This window comes from Ensifer sp. 22460 (assembly GCF_052044935.1).
Classification (GTDB): domain Bacteria; phylum Pseudomonadota; class Alphaproteobacteria; order Rhizobiales; family Rhizobiaceae; genus Ensifer.
Genome location: NZ_JBQENZ010000005.1, coordinates 291,992 through 308,265, shown reverse-complemented (window position 1 = coordinate 308,265; position 16,274 = coordinate 291,992). Strand labels below are relative to the sequence as shown.

General features: G+C 63.1%; 10 protein-coding genes. 3 read left to right on the top strand and 7 right to left on the bottom strand.

The features are described 5' to 3' along the window. From ACTJKM_RS08865 to ACTJKM_RS08835, 7 genes are all read right to left on the bottom strand, one after another. Nucleotides 1–1,974, bottom strand: coding sequence for an amidohydrolase (locus tag ACTJKM_RS08865; RefSeq protein ID WP_440660204.1), 1,974 nt, complete (start codon nucleotides 1,972–1,974; stop codon nucleotides 1–3). Then, entirely contained in the window at nucleotides 1,974–2,267 is a 294-nt protein-coding gene (locus tag ACTJKM_RS08860; protein WP_058329927.1) for a XapX domain-containing protein, read from the bottom strand. Before ACTJKM_RS08860 ends, ACTJKM_RS08865 begins: the two co-directional genes overlap by 1 nt. Before the next feature lie 84 nt (nucleotides 2,268–2,351). Beyond that, nucleotides 2,352–3,002 carry a hydrolase gene (locus ACTJKM_RS08855; protein WP_440635971.1) on the bottom strand — a complete coding sequence of 217 codons (651 nt, stop codon included), beginning with the start codon at nucleotides 3,000–3,002 and terminating at the stop codon, nucleotides 2,352–2,354. Between the two features lie 174 nt (nucleotides 3,003–3,176). Further along, a complete protein-coding gene (locus tag ACTJKM_RS08850; protein ID WP_058324415.1) occupies nucleotides 3,177–4,085 on the bottom strand; it encodes a helix-turn-helix domain-containing protein in 909 nt (302 codons plus the stop codon). A gap of 207 nt (nucleotides 4,086–4,292) precedes the next feature. Next, nucleotides 4,293–5,225: a helix-turn-helix domain-containing protein gene (locus tag ACTJKM_RS08845; RefSeq protein WP_058329929.1), complete on the bottom strand. Its 933-nt coding sequence runs from the start codon at nucleotides 5,223–5,225 to the stop codon at nucleotides 4,293–4,295. 135 nt (nucleotides 5,226–5,360) lie between these two features. Beyond that, nucleotides 5,361–6,251 (bottom strand): helix-turn-helix domain-containing protein, encoded by an 891-nt coding sequence (locus ACTJKM_RS08840; RefSeq protein ID WP_058329930.1) that lies wholly within the window; start codon nucleotides 6,249–6,251, stop codon nucleotides 5,361–5,363. A 409-nt stretch (nucleotides 6,252–6,660) separates the two neighbouring features. Next, nucleotides 6,661–8,847, bottom strand: coding sequence for a hypothetical protein (locus tag ACTJKM_RS08835; RefSeq protein WP_058329931.1), 2,187 nt, complete (start codon nucleotides 8,845–8,847; stop codon nucleotides 6,661–6,663). A 441-nt stretch (nucleotides 8,848–9,288) separates the two neighbouring features. Between ACTJKM_RS08835 and katG the strand changes: the two genes are divergently transcribed. From katG to ACTJKM_RS08820, 3 genes are all read left to right on the top strand, one after another. Next, entirely contained in the window at nucleotides 9,289–11,496 is a 2,208-nt protein-coding gene (gene katG / locus ACTJKM_RS08830; RefSeq protein ID WP_058329932.1) for a catalase/peroxidase HPI, read from the top strand. A 420-nt stretch (nucleotides 11,497–11,916) separates the two neighbouring features. Then, nucleotides 11,917–13,029 carry an efflux RND transporter periplasmic adaptor subunit gene (locus tag ACTJKM_RS08825; protein WP_058329933.1) on the top strand — a complete coding sequence of 371 codons (1,113 nt, stop codon included), beginning with the start codon at nucleotides 11,917–11,919 and terminating at the stop codon, nucleotides 13,027–13,029. 3 nt (nucleotides 13,030–13,032) lie between these two features. Beyond that, nucleotides 13,033–16,242: an efflux RND transporter permease subunit gene (locus ACTJKM_RS08820; RefSeq protein ID WP_058329934.1), complete on the top strand. Its 3,210-nt coding sequence runs from the start codon at nucleotides 13,033–13,035 to the stop codon at nucleotides 16,240–16,242. Nucleotides 16,243–16,274 lie beyond the last annotated feature (32 nt).

Genomic DNA, 16,274 nt, shown 5'->3' with positions numbered 1-16,274 from the left:
TCACACGGCCCAGCAGGAGCAGCCGAGTGCGCCGAAGAAGCCCTTGAGATCGGCGATCGGCAGCTTTGACGTCCAGGCGCCGGCATGGTCGTGTCCATGCACGCCGCAATTGCTGGCGCAGCCGCACGCGGTGATCGCCGTGCGGCGGAGCGAGTTCTTGCCGGCACCATCGGGCTCGCCCCAGGCGGCATAGCCGCCGAAGGTGCGAACCGGCGACCAGTCGGGCATCGCCGGCGGCACCGGATTCTCGTCGTGGGAAGCGAAGTCGCCGGCCGCATAGACGACCTTGCCGCCGACCATCGTCAGCTCCGAGGTCAGGAACGAGATCTCGTCCTCGGAACAAGTGAAGTAATCCTTGTTCGGCACGATCAGGTCGGCAAACTGTCCCGTCTCGATCCGGCCCTTCTTGCCCTCCTCGTTGGAGAACCACTGCACCTTCTCGGTCCACATCCTCAGCGCCGTCTCGCGATCGAGGCAGTTGGCGCGCGGATAGAGCTGCAGGCCGCCGATGGTCTTGCCGGTCACCATCCACGACAGCGAGACCCAAGGGTTATAGGAGGCGACGCGGGTGGCATCGGTGCCGGCGGACACGTTGACGCCCTTCTCCAGCATGCGCCTGATCGGCGGCGTCGCTTCGGCCACGCCGTGGCCGTAGCGCTCGACGAAATATTCGCCCTGGTAGGCCATGCGGTGCTGGGTGGCGATGCCGCCGCCAAGCGCGGCGATCCGGTCGATCGAGCGGTCGGAAATCGTCTCGGCATGGTCGAAGAACCAGTTCAGGCCGTCGAGCGGGATATCCTTGTCGACCTTCTCGAACACGTCGAGCGCGCGGCTGATGGTTTCGTCATAGGTCGCATGCAGCCGCCAGGGCCAGCGGTTCTCGGCCAGCACCCGCACGACCTCTTCGAGTTCGCCCTCCATCTCCGGCGCCATCTCCGGGCGCGGCTGGCGGAAGTCCTCGAAGTCGGCGGCCGAAAACACCAGCATCTCGCCGGCGCCATTGTGGCGGAAGTAGTCGTTGCCCTGCTTGTATTTGACCGATGAGGTCCAGTTCAGAAAGTCTTGCTTCTCTTCCTTCGGTTTCTGGGTGAAGAGATTGTAGGCCAGGCGAACGGTCAGCTGATCGTCGTCCGACAGTTTCTGGATGACGGCGTAGTCGTCCGGATAGTTCTGGAAGCCGCCGCCGGCGTCGATGACGCTGGTGACGCCGAGCCGGTTGAGCTCGCGCATGAAATGGCGGGTGGAGTTGACCTGGTAGTCGAAGGGCAGCTTCGGTCCCTTGGCCAAGGTCGAATAGAGGATGCCGGCATTGGGCTTGGCCAGGAGCAGCCCGGTCGGGTTGCCGTTGGCATCACGGGTGATCTCGCCGCCCGGCGGGTTGGGCGTGTCCTTGCCATAGCCGACGGCCCTGAGGGCGGCGCCGTTGAGCAGCGCCCGGTCATAGAGATGCAACAGGAACACCGGCGTATCCGGGGCGAGCGCATTGATCTCGTCGATGGTCGGCAGCCGCTTTTCGATAAACTGGTGTTCGGTAAAGCCGCCGACGACGCGCACCCATTGCGGCGCCGGCGTGATCGCCACCTGGCGCTTCAGCATCGCCATCGCATCGGCGAGCGAACGCACGCCGTCCCAGCGCAGTTCCATGTTGAAGTTGAGGCCGCCGCGCACGACGTGGGTGTGGTTGTCGTTGAGGCCCGGCAGCACGCGCTTGCCCTTGAGGTCGATCACCTGTGTGCCCGGGCCGGCCAGCACCATGATCGTCCGCTCGTCGCCGACGGCCAGGAACTTTCCGTCCTTGATGGCAACGGCGCTTGCCGTCGGGTTGGCGCGGTCGAGCGTGGTGACAAGGCCGTTGTGCAGGATCAGGTCGGGCGTCATCGAGGTGTCTCCAGTCTGTTGGGCGTGTGTCGCGGTTGCCCTACCCAAGGCTAGGGCGGCGGCGGTTGCACCGAGAAACGAGCGTCGTGTCGGCATCATCCGGCCCTTTCATCGTTGATGGCCGCATCCTTCGCCTTGCCGGCGGTGGCCGGTGCGCCGCTAGGCAGGTGGCCGAACATGTGCGGCATGCACTGCAGATTGAACCAGCTGAGATTGACCGGTTCGCCCGACAGGGCGCGCTTGACCAGCGGCACCGATTGCTCGCCGATCAGGATGCCGAACAAGCCGATGAGCGCAATGACCGGCGGCGCCGGCGAGCGGACGTTCAAGAGCGAATAGATGATGCCGACAAGCAGTCCGGCTCCGAGCGAGAGAAGATACAACTTCATCGCCAACTCCTTCACGAATGACAGTGCCGCCCCTGCCACCTCAAGCACGGCCAGAGCGATAATCTAGGGCATCTCAGCCCCGTGTCAGTGACCTTCGGAGGCGCCGAACATCGACTTGGCGTAGATGATGCCGAGGCCATACGCACCGCCGAACTTCTTGGCGATGCCGGTGGTCATGTCGTAGGTTTCGGTGCGGGCCCAGTCGCGCTGAAGCTCGAGCATGTACTGCAGCGAGGTCATCGGCCGGACGCCGGCCTGCACCATGCGGTCCATCGCCCGCTCATGCGCCTCGTCGGAGACGTCGCCGCAGGCGTCGGCGATGACATAGACTTCGAAGCCCTGGTCGAGCGCCGACAGCGTCGGGCCGACGATGCAGACCGAGGTCCAGAGCCCGCACATCACCAGGCGCTTCTTGCCGAGGCGGTTGATCTCCGCGATCACGGCGGCGTCTTCCCAGGTGTTCATCGAAGTGCGGTCCAAAAGCGTCTGGCCGGGGAAGGCGTCGATGATCTCAGAGAACATCGGACCGGAGAAGGTCTTCTCGGCAACGGTGGTGAGAATGGTCGAAACGCCGAAGCCGGCGGCCGCATGGGCGACCAGTGCGGCGTTGTTGCGCAAGAGCACCGCATCGATCGACTTGGTCGCAAACGACATCTGCGACTGGAAATCGATCATGATCAGGGTGTGGTCCTTGGGCGAGACGAGGAGTTTGCCGGGGGTCGCTGCCGCGGACATGGTCGTGGCCTCTTTCTATTGAAACTGGCTCCGATTGGAGAGGCCCAACTATGCCGCCGATGGCGGTCCCGTTCTTGTCGCCAAAGGTGGATTTTTGAAAATTTCGCTCGTCATACCGGAGACTGTTAGTCTGATCCGGGCCGCTTCGCCGCACAACTATAACTGCGGTAAGCCCTACGACTGCCGGCTGCGTCGCCATTGGCGCGGCGTGGCCCCCACCGCCTGCACGAAGGCACGGGTAAAATGGCTCTGATCCGAAAAACCGCAGGCGGTGGCGATCTCGCTCAGCGATGTGGGAGAGAACTGCAGCAGGTCCTTGGCCTTTTCGATCCTTTGCTGCAGCAGCCAGCGGAAGGGCGTGCTGCCCATGGTCTCGCGGAAGGCGCGGAGAAAAGCTGCCTGCGACAGGTTGCAGGTCGAGGCCAGTTCTTCGACGGTAAGCTCGCCGTCGAGACGGGCTTGCACGAGTTCGCGAATACTTGCCTGGCAGCGCTGCGAGAGCCTGCGTCCTCCAGCCAAACTTTCGCCGCGGCCGTTGCCGTACTGTCGCACCATATGCACGCCGATTGCGACGGAAAGCTGATCGACGAACAGCGCGCTGCGATCGGTGTAACCGTCCACCGACGCAAACAAGGCACCGAGCATGCCGCCGAGAACAGGATCGGGCGAGCCGGAAATGGACCTCAGCTCGCTGACTCCCGTGGCATTTGCTGCATCCGCAATCCTCTGGAGCGCACCGTAGCCGATTTCAAGCAAAGTGAAGTCGAAGGAGCCTTCCAGATCCGCTTTGTAGTCGTCGGCGAAGTTCCTGACGTAGATGGAATTCTGGCCGAACTCCTGGATCGCGGAGTGATGCTCCCCGAAAACCCGGCGGCTATGACCGCCTGCGAGCGACAGGCCGATCAGATATCCCCGCCCATTGCCAGGGGTCGCGACCCTGCCCGGCGGACCCGCTGCCGATCGCTTGCGATAAAAGACCATATCGCGGCCTTCGATCGTCCTGTCGTCATCGAGCTGGTCCAGCGAACATCCGAGGCTGTCGCGCGGGCGCATTCCGACCGAGGCAGCGGAGGCATTCGTCATCGTCTTCGCTCCTGTTTATCGATTCCACCTGCCAAAAACTCCCGCAGCGCTAATGAAAACGAAACGCGCGGAACCAACCGACGCCCGGATTGCTGTGCGCCTGGGACGTGTGCACGCAGTTCATTCTCATCATCATCTGCAGGAGCGGCCTATGATGGCCCCGGCCGCCGCGTCATTCTTGCACGCTTTTCATGTGTTTTGAACAATCTACATGAGGGCGCGCCCTCTCTCCGCGCTATTACTGAGATCTACCGCCACCCCGACGGAGCGGTTCTTTTTCCTGAAGCGCGCCGGCGTTTCCGCCGTCTGGCTGGTGAACACCCGGGTCATGTGGCTCTGGTCGGCAAATCCGCAGTGGATCGCGATTTCGGCAAGGGGGGTGTCCTGAAGCAGACACTCTTTGACCCGCGCAATCCGGTATTCGGTCAGCCACCTGGACGGCGTGCGCCCGAAGCTCTCCTTGAAGGCTTTGTTGAAATAGCTGCGCGAGAGCTCGCACTGGGCGGCGAGATCGCCGATCGAAAACGCCTTGTTGAAGTGTGCGACCAGAAAATCCGTCGCCAGCCTCTCCTGCCATGGCGCGAGCGTACCCTTCTTGTCGACAGGGAAATGCAAACCGCCATAGGTCTGGCTGAGATGAGCCAGTGCGGCAAGGTTGATCTGTTCGACGAAAAGCAGATTGGCCCGGTTCGGCTCTTCGAGCGAGGGCAGCAGCGCCTGGGCGAGGCCGAACATCACCGGATCCACGCATCCCTGCACGGAAGACAATGACACATACTCGCCGCGTCCCGCCTTTTCGGTGAAGGCCCGCATGCAGGCGAATGGGATGTGGAAGCGGATATTGTCGAAGGGCGACAGATGGTGGCACTGCCATTGGTCCCGAAGATCGGTGATCGCGAGCGATGCCTTGGAGTGCCCTCCCTCATAGACGAGTTCGCCGCGCCGCCACAGACGATGCGCCTCGAAATCACGCATCTGGACGATGACGTTGAAGGCGTCGGCGACCGGGATCAGCGGCCCGAGGTCCAGATCGAAGCGATCCGAAAACGTTCTCGTCACGGTGATATCGCCCGCGCTGATCCTTCTGACAGTGGGGCGTGGTGTGGGCTCGCTTGCGCCCAGTCCCGCTTGTAAGGCCATCGGTCAGGGTCTCCCATTATCGAGCTCAGCCGCCTGCTTCGGCGGCGGGGCAGATGCTACAACGGTTGGCGGCCGCATTACAGAGGCAAATCTCAGGGGACATCGCAGAGCTTCACAGGTCAACGGGCGCTCCCCTCACTGCCGCCAGCGCGCGCGCCACACGGCCGGCGCCACTCCCGTCACCTCGCGAAAGGCTTCGATGAACCGCGCTTCGTCGGCATAACCGCAACTGGCGGCGGTTTTGGCCACCGACCACCCCCCCTCGATCAGATAGCGTTTGGCTCGGCCGATCCTGTACCGCATCAGCCACGCCTCCGGCGTTTGCCCGGTCACGGATGCAAAGGCCGCGGCAAAAACGCTCTCAGACAGGTTTGCGGCCGACGCGGCAGCCGCAAACGAAAAGTCCTTGGCCCAATGGTCGATCATGAAGTCCTTGGCCGCCTTCTCCTGCCACACGGACAGATCGGGGCTGGCGGATGCGTTGGCTCGATCCGGATAGGAGTGCAGGAGATGCGCGCAGATTGCGACAGCGATATGCTGCAGCACGGGACCCGGTTCCTTCTCGCTCTTGGCGAGAAGCGGCAGCAGCGCCAAGGCAAGATTGTGTATGACGTCGTCGATCTCTCCGCGGCGGCACCTGAGACCGGCGGCGGCCGGAGCGTGAGCGAACTCGGAGACTTCGCGGAACAAAGCCCGCGGCAGGTGGAAGGCGAGTGAATCGAGATCGCTGACAAGCCGGATACTGGCGCCCTGAACGAGATCGACGAGGCAGACCGACCCCTGCCGGTAGCGGCGAGTTTCACTCTCGCCTCCGCCCGGCACCACGTCGCGATGCATGACGTCCTTGAAATAGAACATCAGGAAATAGGCGTCGTCGGCGGGAAGGGACACGACGCGGCTCATTGCTCCATTCAGCCGGCATTGCAGACGCGTGACCGAAAAGCGGGCGTCGCGAACGGGCCGAACCCTGAGAAACGGCGCCTTCGGCTCGCCAAAACACGCTCCAATGCCATTCGGTTGTTTCATAGCCTGCCGTCCACCTTCGCCTCCTGGCGCTGGAGTTCATTCTTCGCGTGGAAACCTGCCTGGATGCCTGATCGATCCGATGACGAACACACACGGAATCATCTCGCTTTTGCCGTCATGTCAGGGAAAAATGCAGGATGCTGCCACCAATTTCTTGTATCCTTTGCTCACATTTAGCCGCAAACGACTCTGTTTTGACGGAAGCCCGTTGTGCGTGAGCCGATCGCGCAGTGCTCGCGGGGCTCCTGGTCGATTATCTTGTGAGGTAAAGGGCCGATACCCGAGCCCCTCTACAGTCGTGGCGGGCATGAAATCGGACAGGAGGCATTGAAGGTACTGCGGGAATTCCTTCCGGGGCCCGCAGGCAGAAATGATGCGGGCCGTGTCGGCTGACGCGGCCCGCGATCGATTACTGTGCGGCGGCTTCGAGATCGACCTTGTCGAGCAGAAGAGCTGGATTTTCGGCGGCGCCCATCAGCTCGAGTGCACCAATCCCGGCTTCTTCCTTGGCCTTGACCTTCAGGGTGAAGGCGCCGGGCTTGCTGATGAACTGGGTAAACGCACTTGCCACATCCTGCAGCTTCGGCTGTGTGGCAGCAAAATGCTGCACGCCCGCGCTCGTCATCAGAACGAGGAGACCGCGAACGCTGTCCTCGGTCATGTGGTTATCCTCGGCATAGAGCTTGATGCCCTTGGCCACGATGCCCTTGTCTTCGAGCTTGAGCGTGGCTTCCCGGGCCGTGAGGCCGAAGAGCGCCACCTGCGCAGCGGTCATGTCGCCGGAGAAGAAGTCCTTGCTCGCGCCGCCCATCAGGCCGGAGAAGGAGAAGCTGCCCATGTCCTTGCCGCTCAAGGAGATATCCTTGATGACGAGGTTCTCGTTCGGCTCATCCCAGGTCAGTTCGACGTTGGAAGAGAACACCAGCTTGTCGAAGCCCAGCTTGCGCAGCGTCGCGAAGCCTTCCTCCTGCGTGTCGGCCGGAATCGGCACGCTGAGATCGCGATAGCTGACGCGCACATCCGTCGGGATGCCGTTGTGCAGCTTGGTCAGGGCCAGCTCGTAGTTGTCGAGCGTGAAACGGACGCGCTCCGGAACGGAAGGCACGGCCGCCTGCTCGGCCGGCGCTTCGGCCATCGGATCGTCCTGGGCATCGCCGGGGACCTCTGCCTCGGATGAGGCGTCGCCATCGGTTGCCTCATCCGGCGCCTGCTCGGCGCTGACCGACGGATCGGCCTCGCTTTCGGTGGCGCTCTGGTCGTCTTCACCAGTTTCGCTGTCGGTCACGCTTGTCGGCGCGCTGCCGGGCATGTCCACGTCCAGCCCGGCGATGCGGATCGTTCCGAATTCCGGCATCAGGGTGGTGAAGGGGAAGGTTTCAAACTCTTCCTCTTTCAGGCCCGCCAGCTTCGTGAGCGCGTCCATGGTCGGAGCCCAGGAGAAGCCCTTGATGCTTGCTTCGGCGAGCTTGACGTAGTCTGCGCCTTCTCCGGCGGAAAGACCGTGCAGGGCACCGTCGAAGCTGCGGCCATTGAGCTGCATCGCCATTTTGTCGACGGCGAGCTTGATCGTCTTGCCTTCCTCTTCGCTGCTTTTGTCCGGCACTTCCATCTTGAGACCGAGCAATTCGATGTCGCCGCTGCCGATCATGTCGACAACTGAAAGGATGCGCTTGAAGAACGCCTGCCGCTCAGCCGGCGGCAACGTTTCGGGGTCCGTCACCCCTTGCAACTTCTTCAAGGTCTCCAGCAGCGGCTCGGCCGGCATGCGCGCGCTGAAGCCCTTGCTGCGCACTTCGTCATAACCGAACTGCGCCTCGCCGTCGGAGAAGGAAAGGTTCTTTGCCGACATCGGACCGTAAAGCGGCTTCGGCTCCTTGTCGTCCGGGCCGGCCTTTTCCGTGTAGATCCGCACCATATAGGCCGCGTCGAAGTTCTCGCCTGCGACAGCCCCGATCGAGCCGTTCATCTGCTCGCGCTTCGTTGCGCCTTCTCCGTCTGGAACATCCATGGCGAAGGCGAAGCTTGCACCGCTCGCCGAATAACGAGCAACGCGGCCGCCGGCGATGTCTTCGAGCGCGAGGTCCTTGTAGACCGTCTTCTGCTCGGTGCCGGCCACATCCTGGCTGATCGTCGCCTCCGGCGCCGAGATCCGTTTTGCGGCAAAGCGCTCGATGCGTTTCAGCGTCGTCAGCTCACCCTGATCGCCTGCCTTGGAAAGCGCGCCAGCGAAGAAGTCCGGTTCTTCGAGGATCGCATGCGGCACGGAGAACTTGCCTGCGGCGATATCGAGCTCGAGACCCTTCACATCAAGCCTGCCGCTCAGGAAGAAGATCTTTGGCCGGCCATCGATCGCGGCGACCTGCACACGGGCACCATTGGCGAAGGGCAGCGTCACGTCACGCAGATGAATGCGCCCGAGGAAATCCGCCTCGACGGAGCCCGCCTTGCCGCCACGCTCGGCGATGAACTTGTCGACTGTCCTTTCGAGCATGAACTTGCCGCCGACCACGCCGGCGGCTGCGATCGCGACCACCGCGACGGCCGCCCAAAGTGCTTTGCGACGGTCCTTGCCGGCCCCAGTTTCTGTCTCAGCCACGATGTCTGTCCTTTCACCACGCGAAAAATGGAGAAGCTCTTTGAGTCTTTGCGGATGTGACTAACCATTGGCGCTTTCTTACGCAAGTTTGGCGGGAGTACAGTGCACCAATATTCTTGTGTGGGCTGCAATCGGCAAAGCGTTCGCGCGTCATCAAAGATGCATACAGGGCTGCAAGCATGCGCTTGTTGCCCTGCCGTCCATTAGCCATAGGATCGTCTTATCGTCACCATCAGGAAATCCAACTTAAATTAATGGAACCACTTTGATAGAGTCGCCGGTGCAATGAGGGAGACGCAGCCAGTGGCGAGACCGCTTCGCGGAACGACAACCACCGACGGCACAAAGAATGCCGCGAGCCGGGCCCGGCGCATCGCTGGCCCGCACAGCCTGCCTTTCCTCTGATCCGCACAATTCACGTTATCGCAAAGGGAGATAGAAATGGACGCGAAAGCCGACAAAACGGGCAAATGTCCCGTCATGCACGGAGCTCAGACGAGCGCTCAATCCGCCGGCACCTCGAACCGTGACTGGTGGCCAAACCAGCTCAACCTGAAGATCTTGCACCAGAATTCCTCCCTTTCCGACCCAATGGGCGAAGCCTTCAACTATGCCGAGGAATTCAAAAAGCTTGATCTGCCAGCGGTGAAGAATGACCTCTTCGCGCTGATGACCGATTCGCAGGATTGGTGGCCGGCCGACTTCGGTCACTACGGCCCGCTCTTCATCCGCATGGCCTGGCACAGCGCCGGCACCTACCGCACCGGCGACGGCCGCGGGGGCGCAGGCGCCGGGCAGCAGCGCTTTGCGCCGCTCAACAGCTGGCCGGACAACGCCAACCTCGACAAGGCGCGCCGCCTCCTCTGGCCCATCAAGCAGAAGTACGGCAACAGCATCTCCTGGGCCGACCTGATGATCCTCGCGGGCAACTGTGCGCTCGAGTCGATGGGCTTCAAGACCTTCGGCTTCGCCGGCGGCCGTCCGGACGTGTGGGAACCGGAAGAGGACATCTACTGGGGTACGGAAAAGACCTGGCTTGACGACAAGCGCTATTCCGGCGACCGCGACCTCGAAAATCCGCTCGCAGCGGTGCAGATGGGCCTGATCTACGTCAATCCGGAAGGCCCGAACGGCAACCCGGACCCGGTCGCTGCGGCCCGTGACATCCGCGAGACCTTCGCGCGCATGGCCATGAACGACGAGGAAACCGTCGCGCTGATCGCCGGCGGCCACACCTTCGGCAAGACCCATGGCGCCGGTGATGCCGCCAATGTCGGCCGCGAGCCGGAAGGCGCCGGCATCGAAGAACAGGGCCTCGGCTGGGCAAGCACCTACGGCAGCGGCCGTGGTGGCGACGCCATCACCAGCGGTCTCGAAGTCACCTGGACGACGACGCCGACCAAGTGGAGCAACAACTTCTTCTGGAACCTCTTCGGCTACGAATGGGAACTGACGAAGAGCCCGGCCGGTGCGCACCAGTGGACGCCGAAGCATGGCATGGGCGCCGGCACCGTCCCGGATGCGCATGACAAGTCCAAGCGTCACGCCCCGTCGATGCTGACGACCGACCTCGCGCTGCGCGTCGACCCCGCCTATGAAAAGGTCGCACGGCACTTCTACGAGAACCCGGACGCCTTCGCAGACGCCTTCGCTCGCGCCTGGTACAAGCTGACGCACCGCGACATGGGCCCACGCGCCCGCTATCTCGGCCCGGAAGTGCCGACCGAAGACCTGATCTGGCAGGATCCGATCCCCGCCGTCGATCATCCGCTCGTCGACGCAAAGGATATCGCCGACCTCAAGGCCAAGATCCTCGCTTCGGGCCTTTCGGTCTCCGAACTGGTCTCGACCGCCTGGGCGTCCGCCTCGACCTTCCGCGGTTCGGACAAGCGCGGCGGTGCCAACGGTGCCCGCATCCGCCTTGCTCCGCAGAAGGACTGGCAGGTCAACCAGCCGGCACAGCTGGCCAAGGTGCTCGAAACCCTCGAAGGCATCCAGCGCGCCTTCAACGACGCGCAGTCCGGCGGCAAGAAGGTGTCGCTCGCCGACTTGATCGTGCTTGGCGGTGCGGCCGCAATCGAGAAGGCAGCGAAAGCGGCGGGTCACGACGTTGAGGTTGCCTTCGCACCAGGTCGCGCAGATGCCAGCCAGGAGCAGACCGATGTCGAATCCTTCGAGGTGCTCGAACCAATCGCCGATGGTTTCCGCAACTACCAGCGGACCCAATATGCGGTTTCGCCGGAAGAGCTGCTGATCGACAGGGCACAGTTGCTGACGCTAACCGCGCCGGAAATGACCGTTCTCGTCGGCGGCCTTCGTGTCCTCGGCGCGAACCACGATGCGACGAAGCACGGCGTCTTCACCGATCGCCCGGAAACGCTCAGCAACGACTTCTTCGTCAACCTGCTCGATATGGCCACCGCGTGGACGGCGACGTCGGATGCCAAGGACGTCTTCGAAGGTCGTGACCGCAAGACCGGCGACGTCAAGTGGACGGCGACCCGCGTCGATCTCGTCTTCGGCTCGAACTCGCAGCTTCGGGCCGTCGCGGAAGTCTATGGACAGGCCGATGCCAAGAAGAAGTTCGTGCGCGACTTCGTGGCCGCCTGGAACAAGGTGATGGACGCCGATCGCTTCGATCTCACCTGACGTTCCGGCCTGACGCCACCATCGACCGCAGGTCCCGGCATAAAGCCGGGACCTGTTTTTAGAGCATCCGCGCGAAATGCGTCACCTAAGGTTGCAAGGCCGGCCCTGCGGCCGCCACGGCGCAACACACGTTAAACGGTCGCCCTCGGGTGACGGGTTCAACCGAACCATCCTGAACCTCGCGCCAGCAAGCACTTCCGCCTCGGACGGGACAAGGGGTGCAAGCCATTGCTTTTGTGACAAGTTCTCCTTCGTACCGTCCAGCTCCGGCAAACCCATCCCATTTATGTGGTCGACGTCTTATCAACCATTAGTTGCGTGACTTGAGGCAGAGAACGTGTTCTGCTTTCAACGCAACGAGGGCGCCTGCCCAGGCGCGCTGAAGTCATCTCAAGCTGTTTCGTTCAGGGGGAACGTTGCATGCGTCATACGAGAATCCGTGCAGCTTCAATCACATCAACGCTTCTGGTCGCAATTGGTCTGACGGCGCAGACGGCTCTTGCCCAGCAGGCTCCGGCCGTTGTCGTGGCGCCGGCAGCAATCATGGACCTGCGCGAAAGCGTCGACCTGACCGGCAAGGTCACCGCCATCCAGAAGGTCGATATTCGCGCCCGCGTGCCGGGCTTCCTCGAAGCCGTCAACTTCATCGAGGGACAGAAGGTCACCGCTGGCACGGTGCTCTACCAGGTCGAAGACGGCGCCTATCGCGCCGCCGTCCAGGAAATCCAGGGACAGATCGAAGCGGCCGAAGCCTCCAAGGATCTCGCTGTCCTTGAGCGCGATCGCGCCGACCAGCTCCTCACCACCAAGACCGTCTCCCAGGCCAAGGTGGACGAGGCTAATGCCGCGGTCCGCAAGGCAGACGGCGATCTCGTGCGGCTCAAGGGCAGCAAGGACAATGCCGACCTCAACCTTTCCTACACGAAGATCGTGGCCCCCTTCGACGGCATCGTCGGCCTGACCGCCGCGGATGTCGGCGCGCTCGTCGGCCCGGACAGCGGGTCGCTGGTCACGCTGACCCGGCTTGATCCCATCTATGTTCAGTTTCCGGTAGCGACCGCGCTCTACCTCACCTATCGCGAGCGCGTGCTGAAGGGCGAGATCAGCGGCGGCGCCAATGTCGGGCTTGGGCTTCCGAACGGTACGGAATACAAGCAGAAGGGCACGATCAACTTCATCGCCAGCAACGTCTCGCAAGGCACCGACACGGTGACCGTGCGCGCCGAATTCCCCAATCCGGACAGCATACTGCTCGACGGCGCCCTGGTGCGCGTCGTGCTCGAGCAGTCGGACAAACAGGATGTGCTGGCGGTGCCGCAGCAGGCGATCCAGCGCGATCAGCAGGGGGCCTTCGTGCTGGTGGTCGACGCCAGCTCCAAGGTGGAGCTCCGCCGCGTCGATGTGGCACGCAACACCCGCGGCCAAGCGGTGATCAGCAAGGGCCTGAAAGAAGGCGAGAACGTCATCACCGAGGGGGCGGGCAAGGTCCGGCCGGGCATCACCGTCGATGCCGCCACGGCAGCAGGTGGCTAAGCGATGATTTCAGAGATCTTCATCGATCGCCCGCGCTTCGCCACGGTCATTTCCATCGTGCTGACGCTGGCGGGCCTGCTGGCGCTCACCCGTCTGCCGATCGCGCAGTTCCCCGACATCGTGCCGCCGCAGGTCAGCGTCACGGCAAGCTATCCAGGCGCCGGCGCCGACGTGGTGGAAACCACCGTTGCCCAGCCGATCGAGAGCAAGGTCGTCGGCGTCGACGACATGCTCTACATGAAATCGACGAGCGGCGCCGACGGCTCCTATACATTGACCGTCACCTTCGCCGTCGGGACCGACCCTGACATCGCCACCGTCAACGTGCAGAACCGCGTGTCGCTGGCCGAAGCGGGTCTACCGTCCGAGGTCAAGCAGAGCGGCGTCAGCGTGCGCAAGAAGTCGTCCGCGCTGATGCAGGTGATCACCATCTTTGCTGCGGACGAGAAGCAGAACTTCGATTCCCTGTTCCTGTCCAACTACGCCACGATCAACGTGCTCGACACGGTCAAGCGCGTGCCCGGCGTCGGCGATGCTCAGCTCTTCGGCGCTCAGGACTACTCCATGCGCGTCGTCCTCGACATCGACCGCATGACGAGCCTGGACCTGACGCCGACCGACGTGATCAATGCGTTGAAGGCGCAGAACGTTCAGGCCGCGATCGGTCGCATCGGCGCCCAGCCGATGACCGACGATCCGCTGTTCCAGCTGAATCTCCAGACCCAAGGCCGTCTGACCGATCCCAAGCAGTTTGAGGATGTGGTGTTGCGCGCGCGGCCCGATGGTTCCTATGTGCGCATCCGCGACGTTGCTCGTGTCGAGCTCGGGGCGGCCAGTTCGGACTCCAACGCCCGGATCAATGGCAAGCCTGTTGCCATGATCGGCACCTATCAGGCGCCGGGCGCCAACGCGCTTGCCGCCGCCAAGGGCGTGCAGGAGGCGATGGAACGCTTGTCGAAATCGTTCCCGCCGGGCCTCACCTATTCGGTGTCCTATGACACGGCGCAGTTCGTCGAAGCCAGCGTCGACAATGTCGAGGAAACGTTGTTCGAGGCCTTCGTCCTCGTCATTATCATCGTCTTCCTGTTCCTCGGGAACTGGCGGGCAACGCTGATCCCGCTCGTCGCCGTTCCGGTCGCCCTGATCGGCACTTTCGCGGTGCTGCTCGCCATGGGCTTTTCGCTCAACACCGTGTCGTTGCTGGCATTGGTTCTGGCGATCGGTATCGTCGTCGACGACGCCATCGTGGTCGTCGAAAACGTCGAGCGGGTGATGGAGGAAAATCCCGGCCTCTCAGCAGCGGAAGCCGCGCGTCGTGCGATGGGTGAAATCACCGGCGCCATCGTCGCGATCACGCTCGTGCTGCTGTCGGTCTTCGTCCCCGTCGCCTTCATCCCGGGCTTGAGCGGCCAGCTGTTCCAGCAGTTCGCCGTCGCGGTCTCGGTGTCGATGGTGATCTCGGCGATCAACGCGCTGACGCTCAGCCCGGCGCTCTGCGCCGTGCTTCTGAAGCCGCATCATGGGCCGAAGCGCGGCATTCTCGGCTACATTTCGCGCACCATCGACAAGGGGCGCGACGGTTATGCCTTTGTCGCCGGCCACATCGCCCGCCGCGCGATCATCGGGCTTGCGTTGCTGGCCGTCGCCTTCGTCGCCACCGGCGTCCTCTTCCGTGTCGTGCCGACCGGCTTCCTGCCGGCGGAAGACCAGGGCGCCTTCTTTACCGAAATCCGCCTGCCGGAAGGCGCCTCGTACAACCGTACCGACGCGGTGGTGAAACAGGTGGAGACGATGCTTGGCGACATCGAGGGGGTCGCCAATGTGATCACCGTCACCGGCTACTCCTTCCTCGATGGCCTGTCGAAGTCCAACTCGGCTTTCGCGATCGTCACCATGAAGCCCTTCGCAGAGCGCCTAAGTGATGCGGCCGGCGTCGAAGCGGCGATCCGCACGACCATGGCCAAGGGTCAGGCGATCCGCGGCGCACAGATCTTCGCCTTCAACCTGCCGCCGATCATGGGCCTCGGCACCGGATCGGGCTTCGAATATCAGCTGCTCGATCTGCAGGGTCGTTCGGTCGCCGATCTTTCGGCAACGGCGGGCGGCCTGATCATCGCCGCCAACCAGAACCCGGCGCTTGGCCCCACCTTTACAACCTATTCGGCGAGCTCGCCGCAGCTCTATCTCGATATCGACCGCGACCGGCTACAATCGCTCGGCGTCTCGGTGAGCGATCTCTTCACCACGCTGCAGGGCACGCTCGGCAGCTACTATGTCAACGACTTCAACCTCTTCGGCCGCACCTGGAAGGTGACGATGCAGGCTTCTCAGGCGGACCGAAACGCCGTCGACGACATTCAGCGTCTGCACGTGCGCAACGCAAACGGCGACATGGTGCCGGTCGCTTCGGTCGCCAAGGTCGACTATATCGTCGGCCCGCAATCGATCGTGCGCTACAACAACTATCGCTCGATCACGCTGAACGGCCAGCCGTCCGCGGGACATTCGTCCGGTGAGGCGCTTGCCGCGATGGAGGCGCTCTCCGCTTCGACATTGCCGCCCGGATACAGCTACGAATGGACCGGAACGGCGCTGCAGGAACTGGAAGCGGCCGGCAAGACCACCGCCATCCTGGCGATGGCCGTGCTCTTCGCCTACCTCTTCCTCGTGGCGCTTTATGAAAGCTGGACGATCCCGGTACCGGTGCTGCTGTCGGTCGCCTTCGGCGTATCAGGTGCGCTGCTGTCGGTGCTCGTCGCCGGGCTTTCCTTCGACATCTATGCCCAGATCGGCCTCGTCGTTTTGATCGCGCTCGCATCGAAGAACGCGATCCTGATCGTCGAGTTCGCCAAGGCGCACCGCGAAGCCGGCGCTTCGATCGTCGATGCGGCGATCGAAGGGGCGCGCGCCCGCTTCCGCGCCGTGATGATGACGAGCTTCGCCTTCATCGTCGGCCTGGTGCCGCTGGTGGTCGCCAAGGGCGCCGGCGAACTTAGCCGTCGCGCGGTCGGCACCGGCGTTGCCGGCGGCATGCTTGCCGCAGCACTCGTCGGCATCTTCGTCATCCCGGCGCTCTACGTCGCCTTCCAGTGGCTGCGCGAGCGCGGCCACAAACTCGCCGGCATTTCCATGCACCCGGTCGGAGCGCACGGCGCGTCGGCAGAAAGCGACGCGGCGGAGAGCGGCGCCCAGACACCAACCAGCCATGGATAGGCTTGACGACCCGACGGCAACATCGACAACGG

Bases quoted from the DNA above. Each gene is read 5' to 3' on its own strand.
- ACTJKM_RS08850 (WP_058324415.1), bottom strand. From the start codon at position 4,085: ATGACGAATGCCTCCGCTGCCTCGGTCGGAATGCGCCCGCGCGACAGC.
- ACTJKM_RS08855 (WP_440635971.1), bottom strand. From the start codon at position 3,002: ATGTCCGCGGCAGCGACCCCCGGCAAACTCCTCGTCTCGCCCAAGGAC.
- ACTJKM_RS08845 (WP_058329929.1), bottom strand. From the start codon at position 5,225: ATGGCCTTACAAGCGGGACTGGGCGCAAGCGAGCCCACACCACGCCCC.
- ACTJKM_RS08860 (WP_058329927.1), bottom strand. From the start codon at position 2,267: ATGAAGTTGTATCTTCTCTCGCTCGGAGCCGGACTGCTTGTCGGCATC.
- ACTJKM_RS08840 (WP_058329930.1), bottom strand. From the start codon at position 6,251: ATGAAACAACCGAATGGCATTGGAGCGTGTTTTGGCGAGCCGAAGGCG.
- ACTJKM_RS08820 (WP_058329934.1), top strand. From the start codon at position 13,033: ATGATTTCAGAGATCTTCATCGATCGCCCGCGCTTCGCCACGGTCATT.
- ACTJKM_RS08825 (WP_058329933.1), top strand. From the start codon at position 11,917: ATGCGTCATACGAGAATCCGTGCAGCTTCAATCACATCAACGCTTCTG.
- katG (WP_058329932.1), top strand. From the start codon at position 9,289: ATGGACGCGAAAGCCGACAAAACGGGCAAATGTCCCGTCATGCACGGA.
- ACTJKM_RS08865 (WP_440660204.1), bottom strand. From the start codon at position 1,974: ATGCCGACACGACGCTCGTTTCTCGGTGCAACCGCCGCCGCCCTAGCC.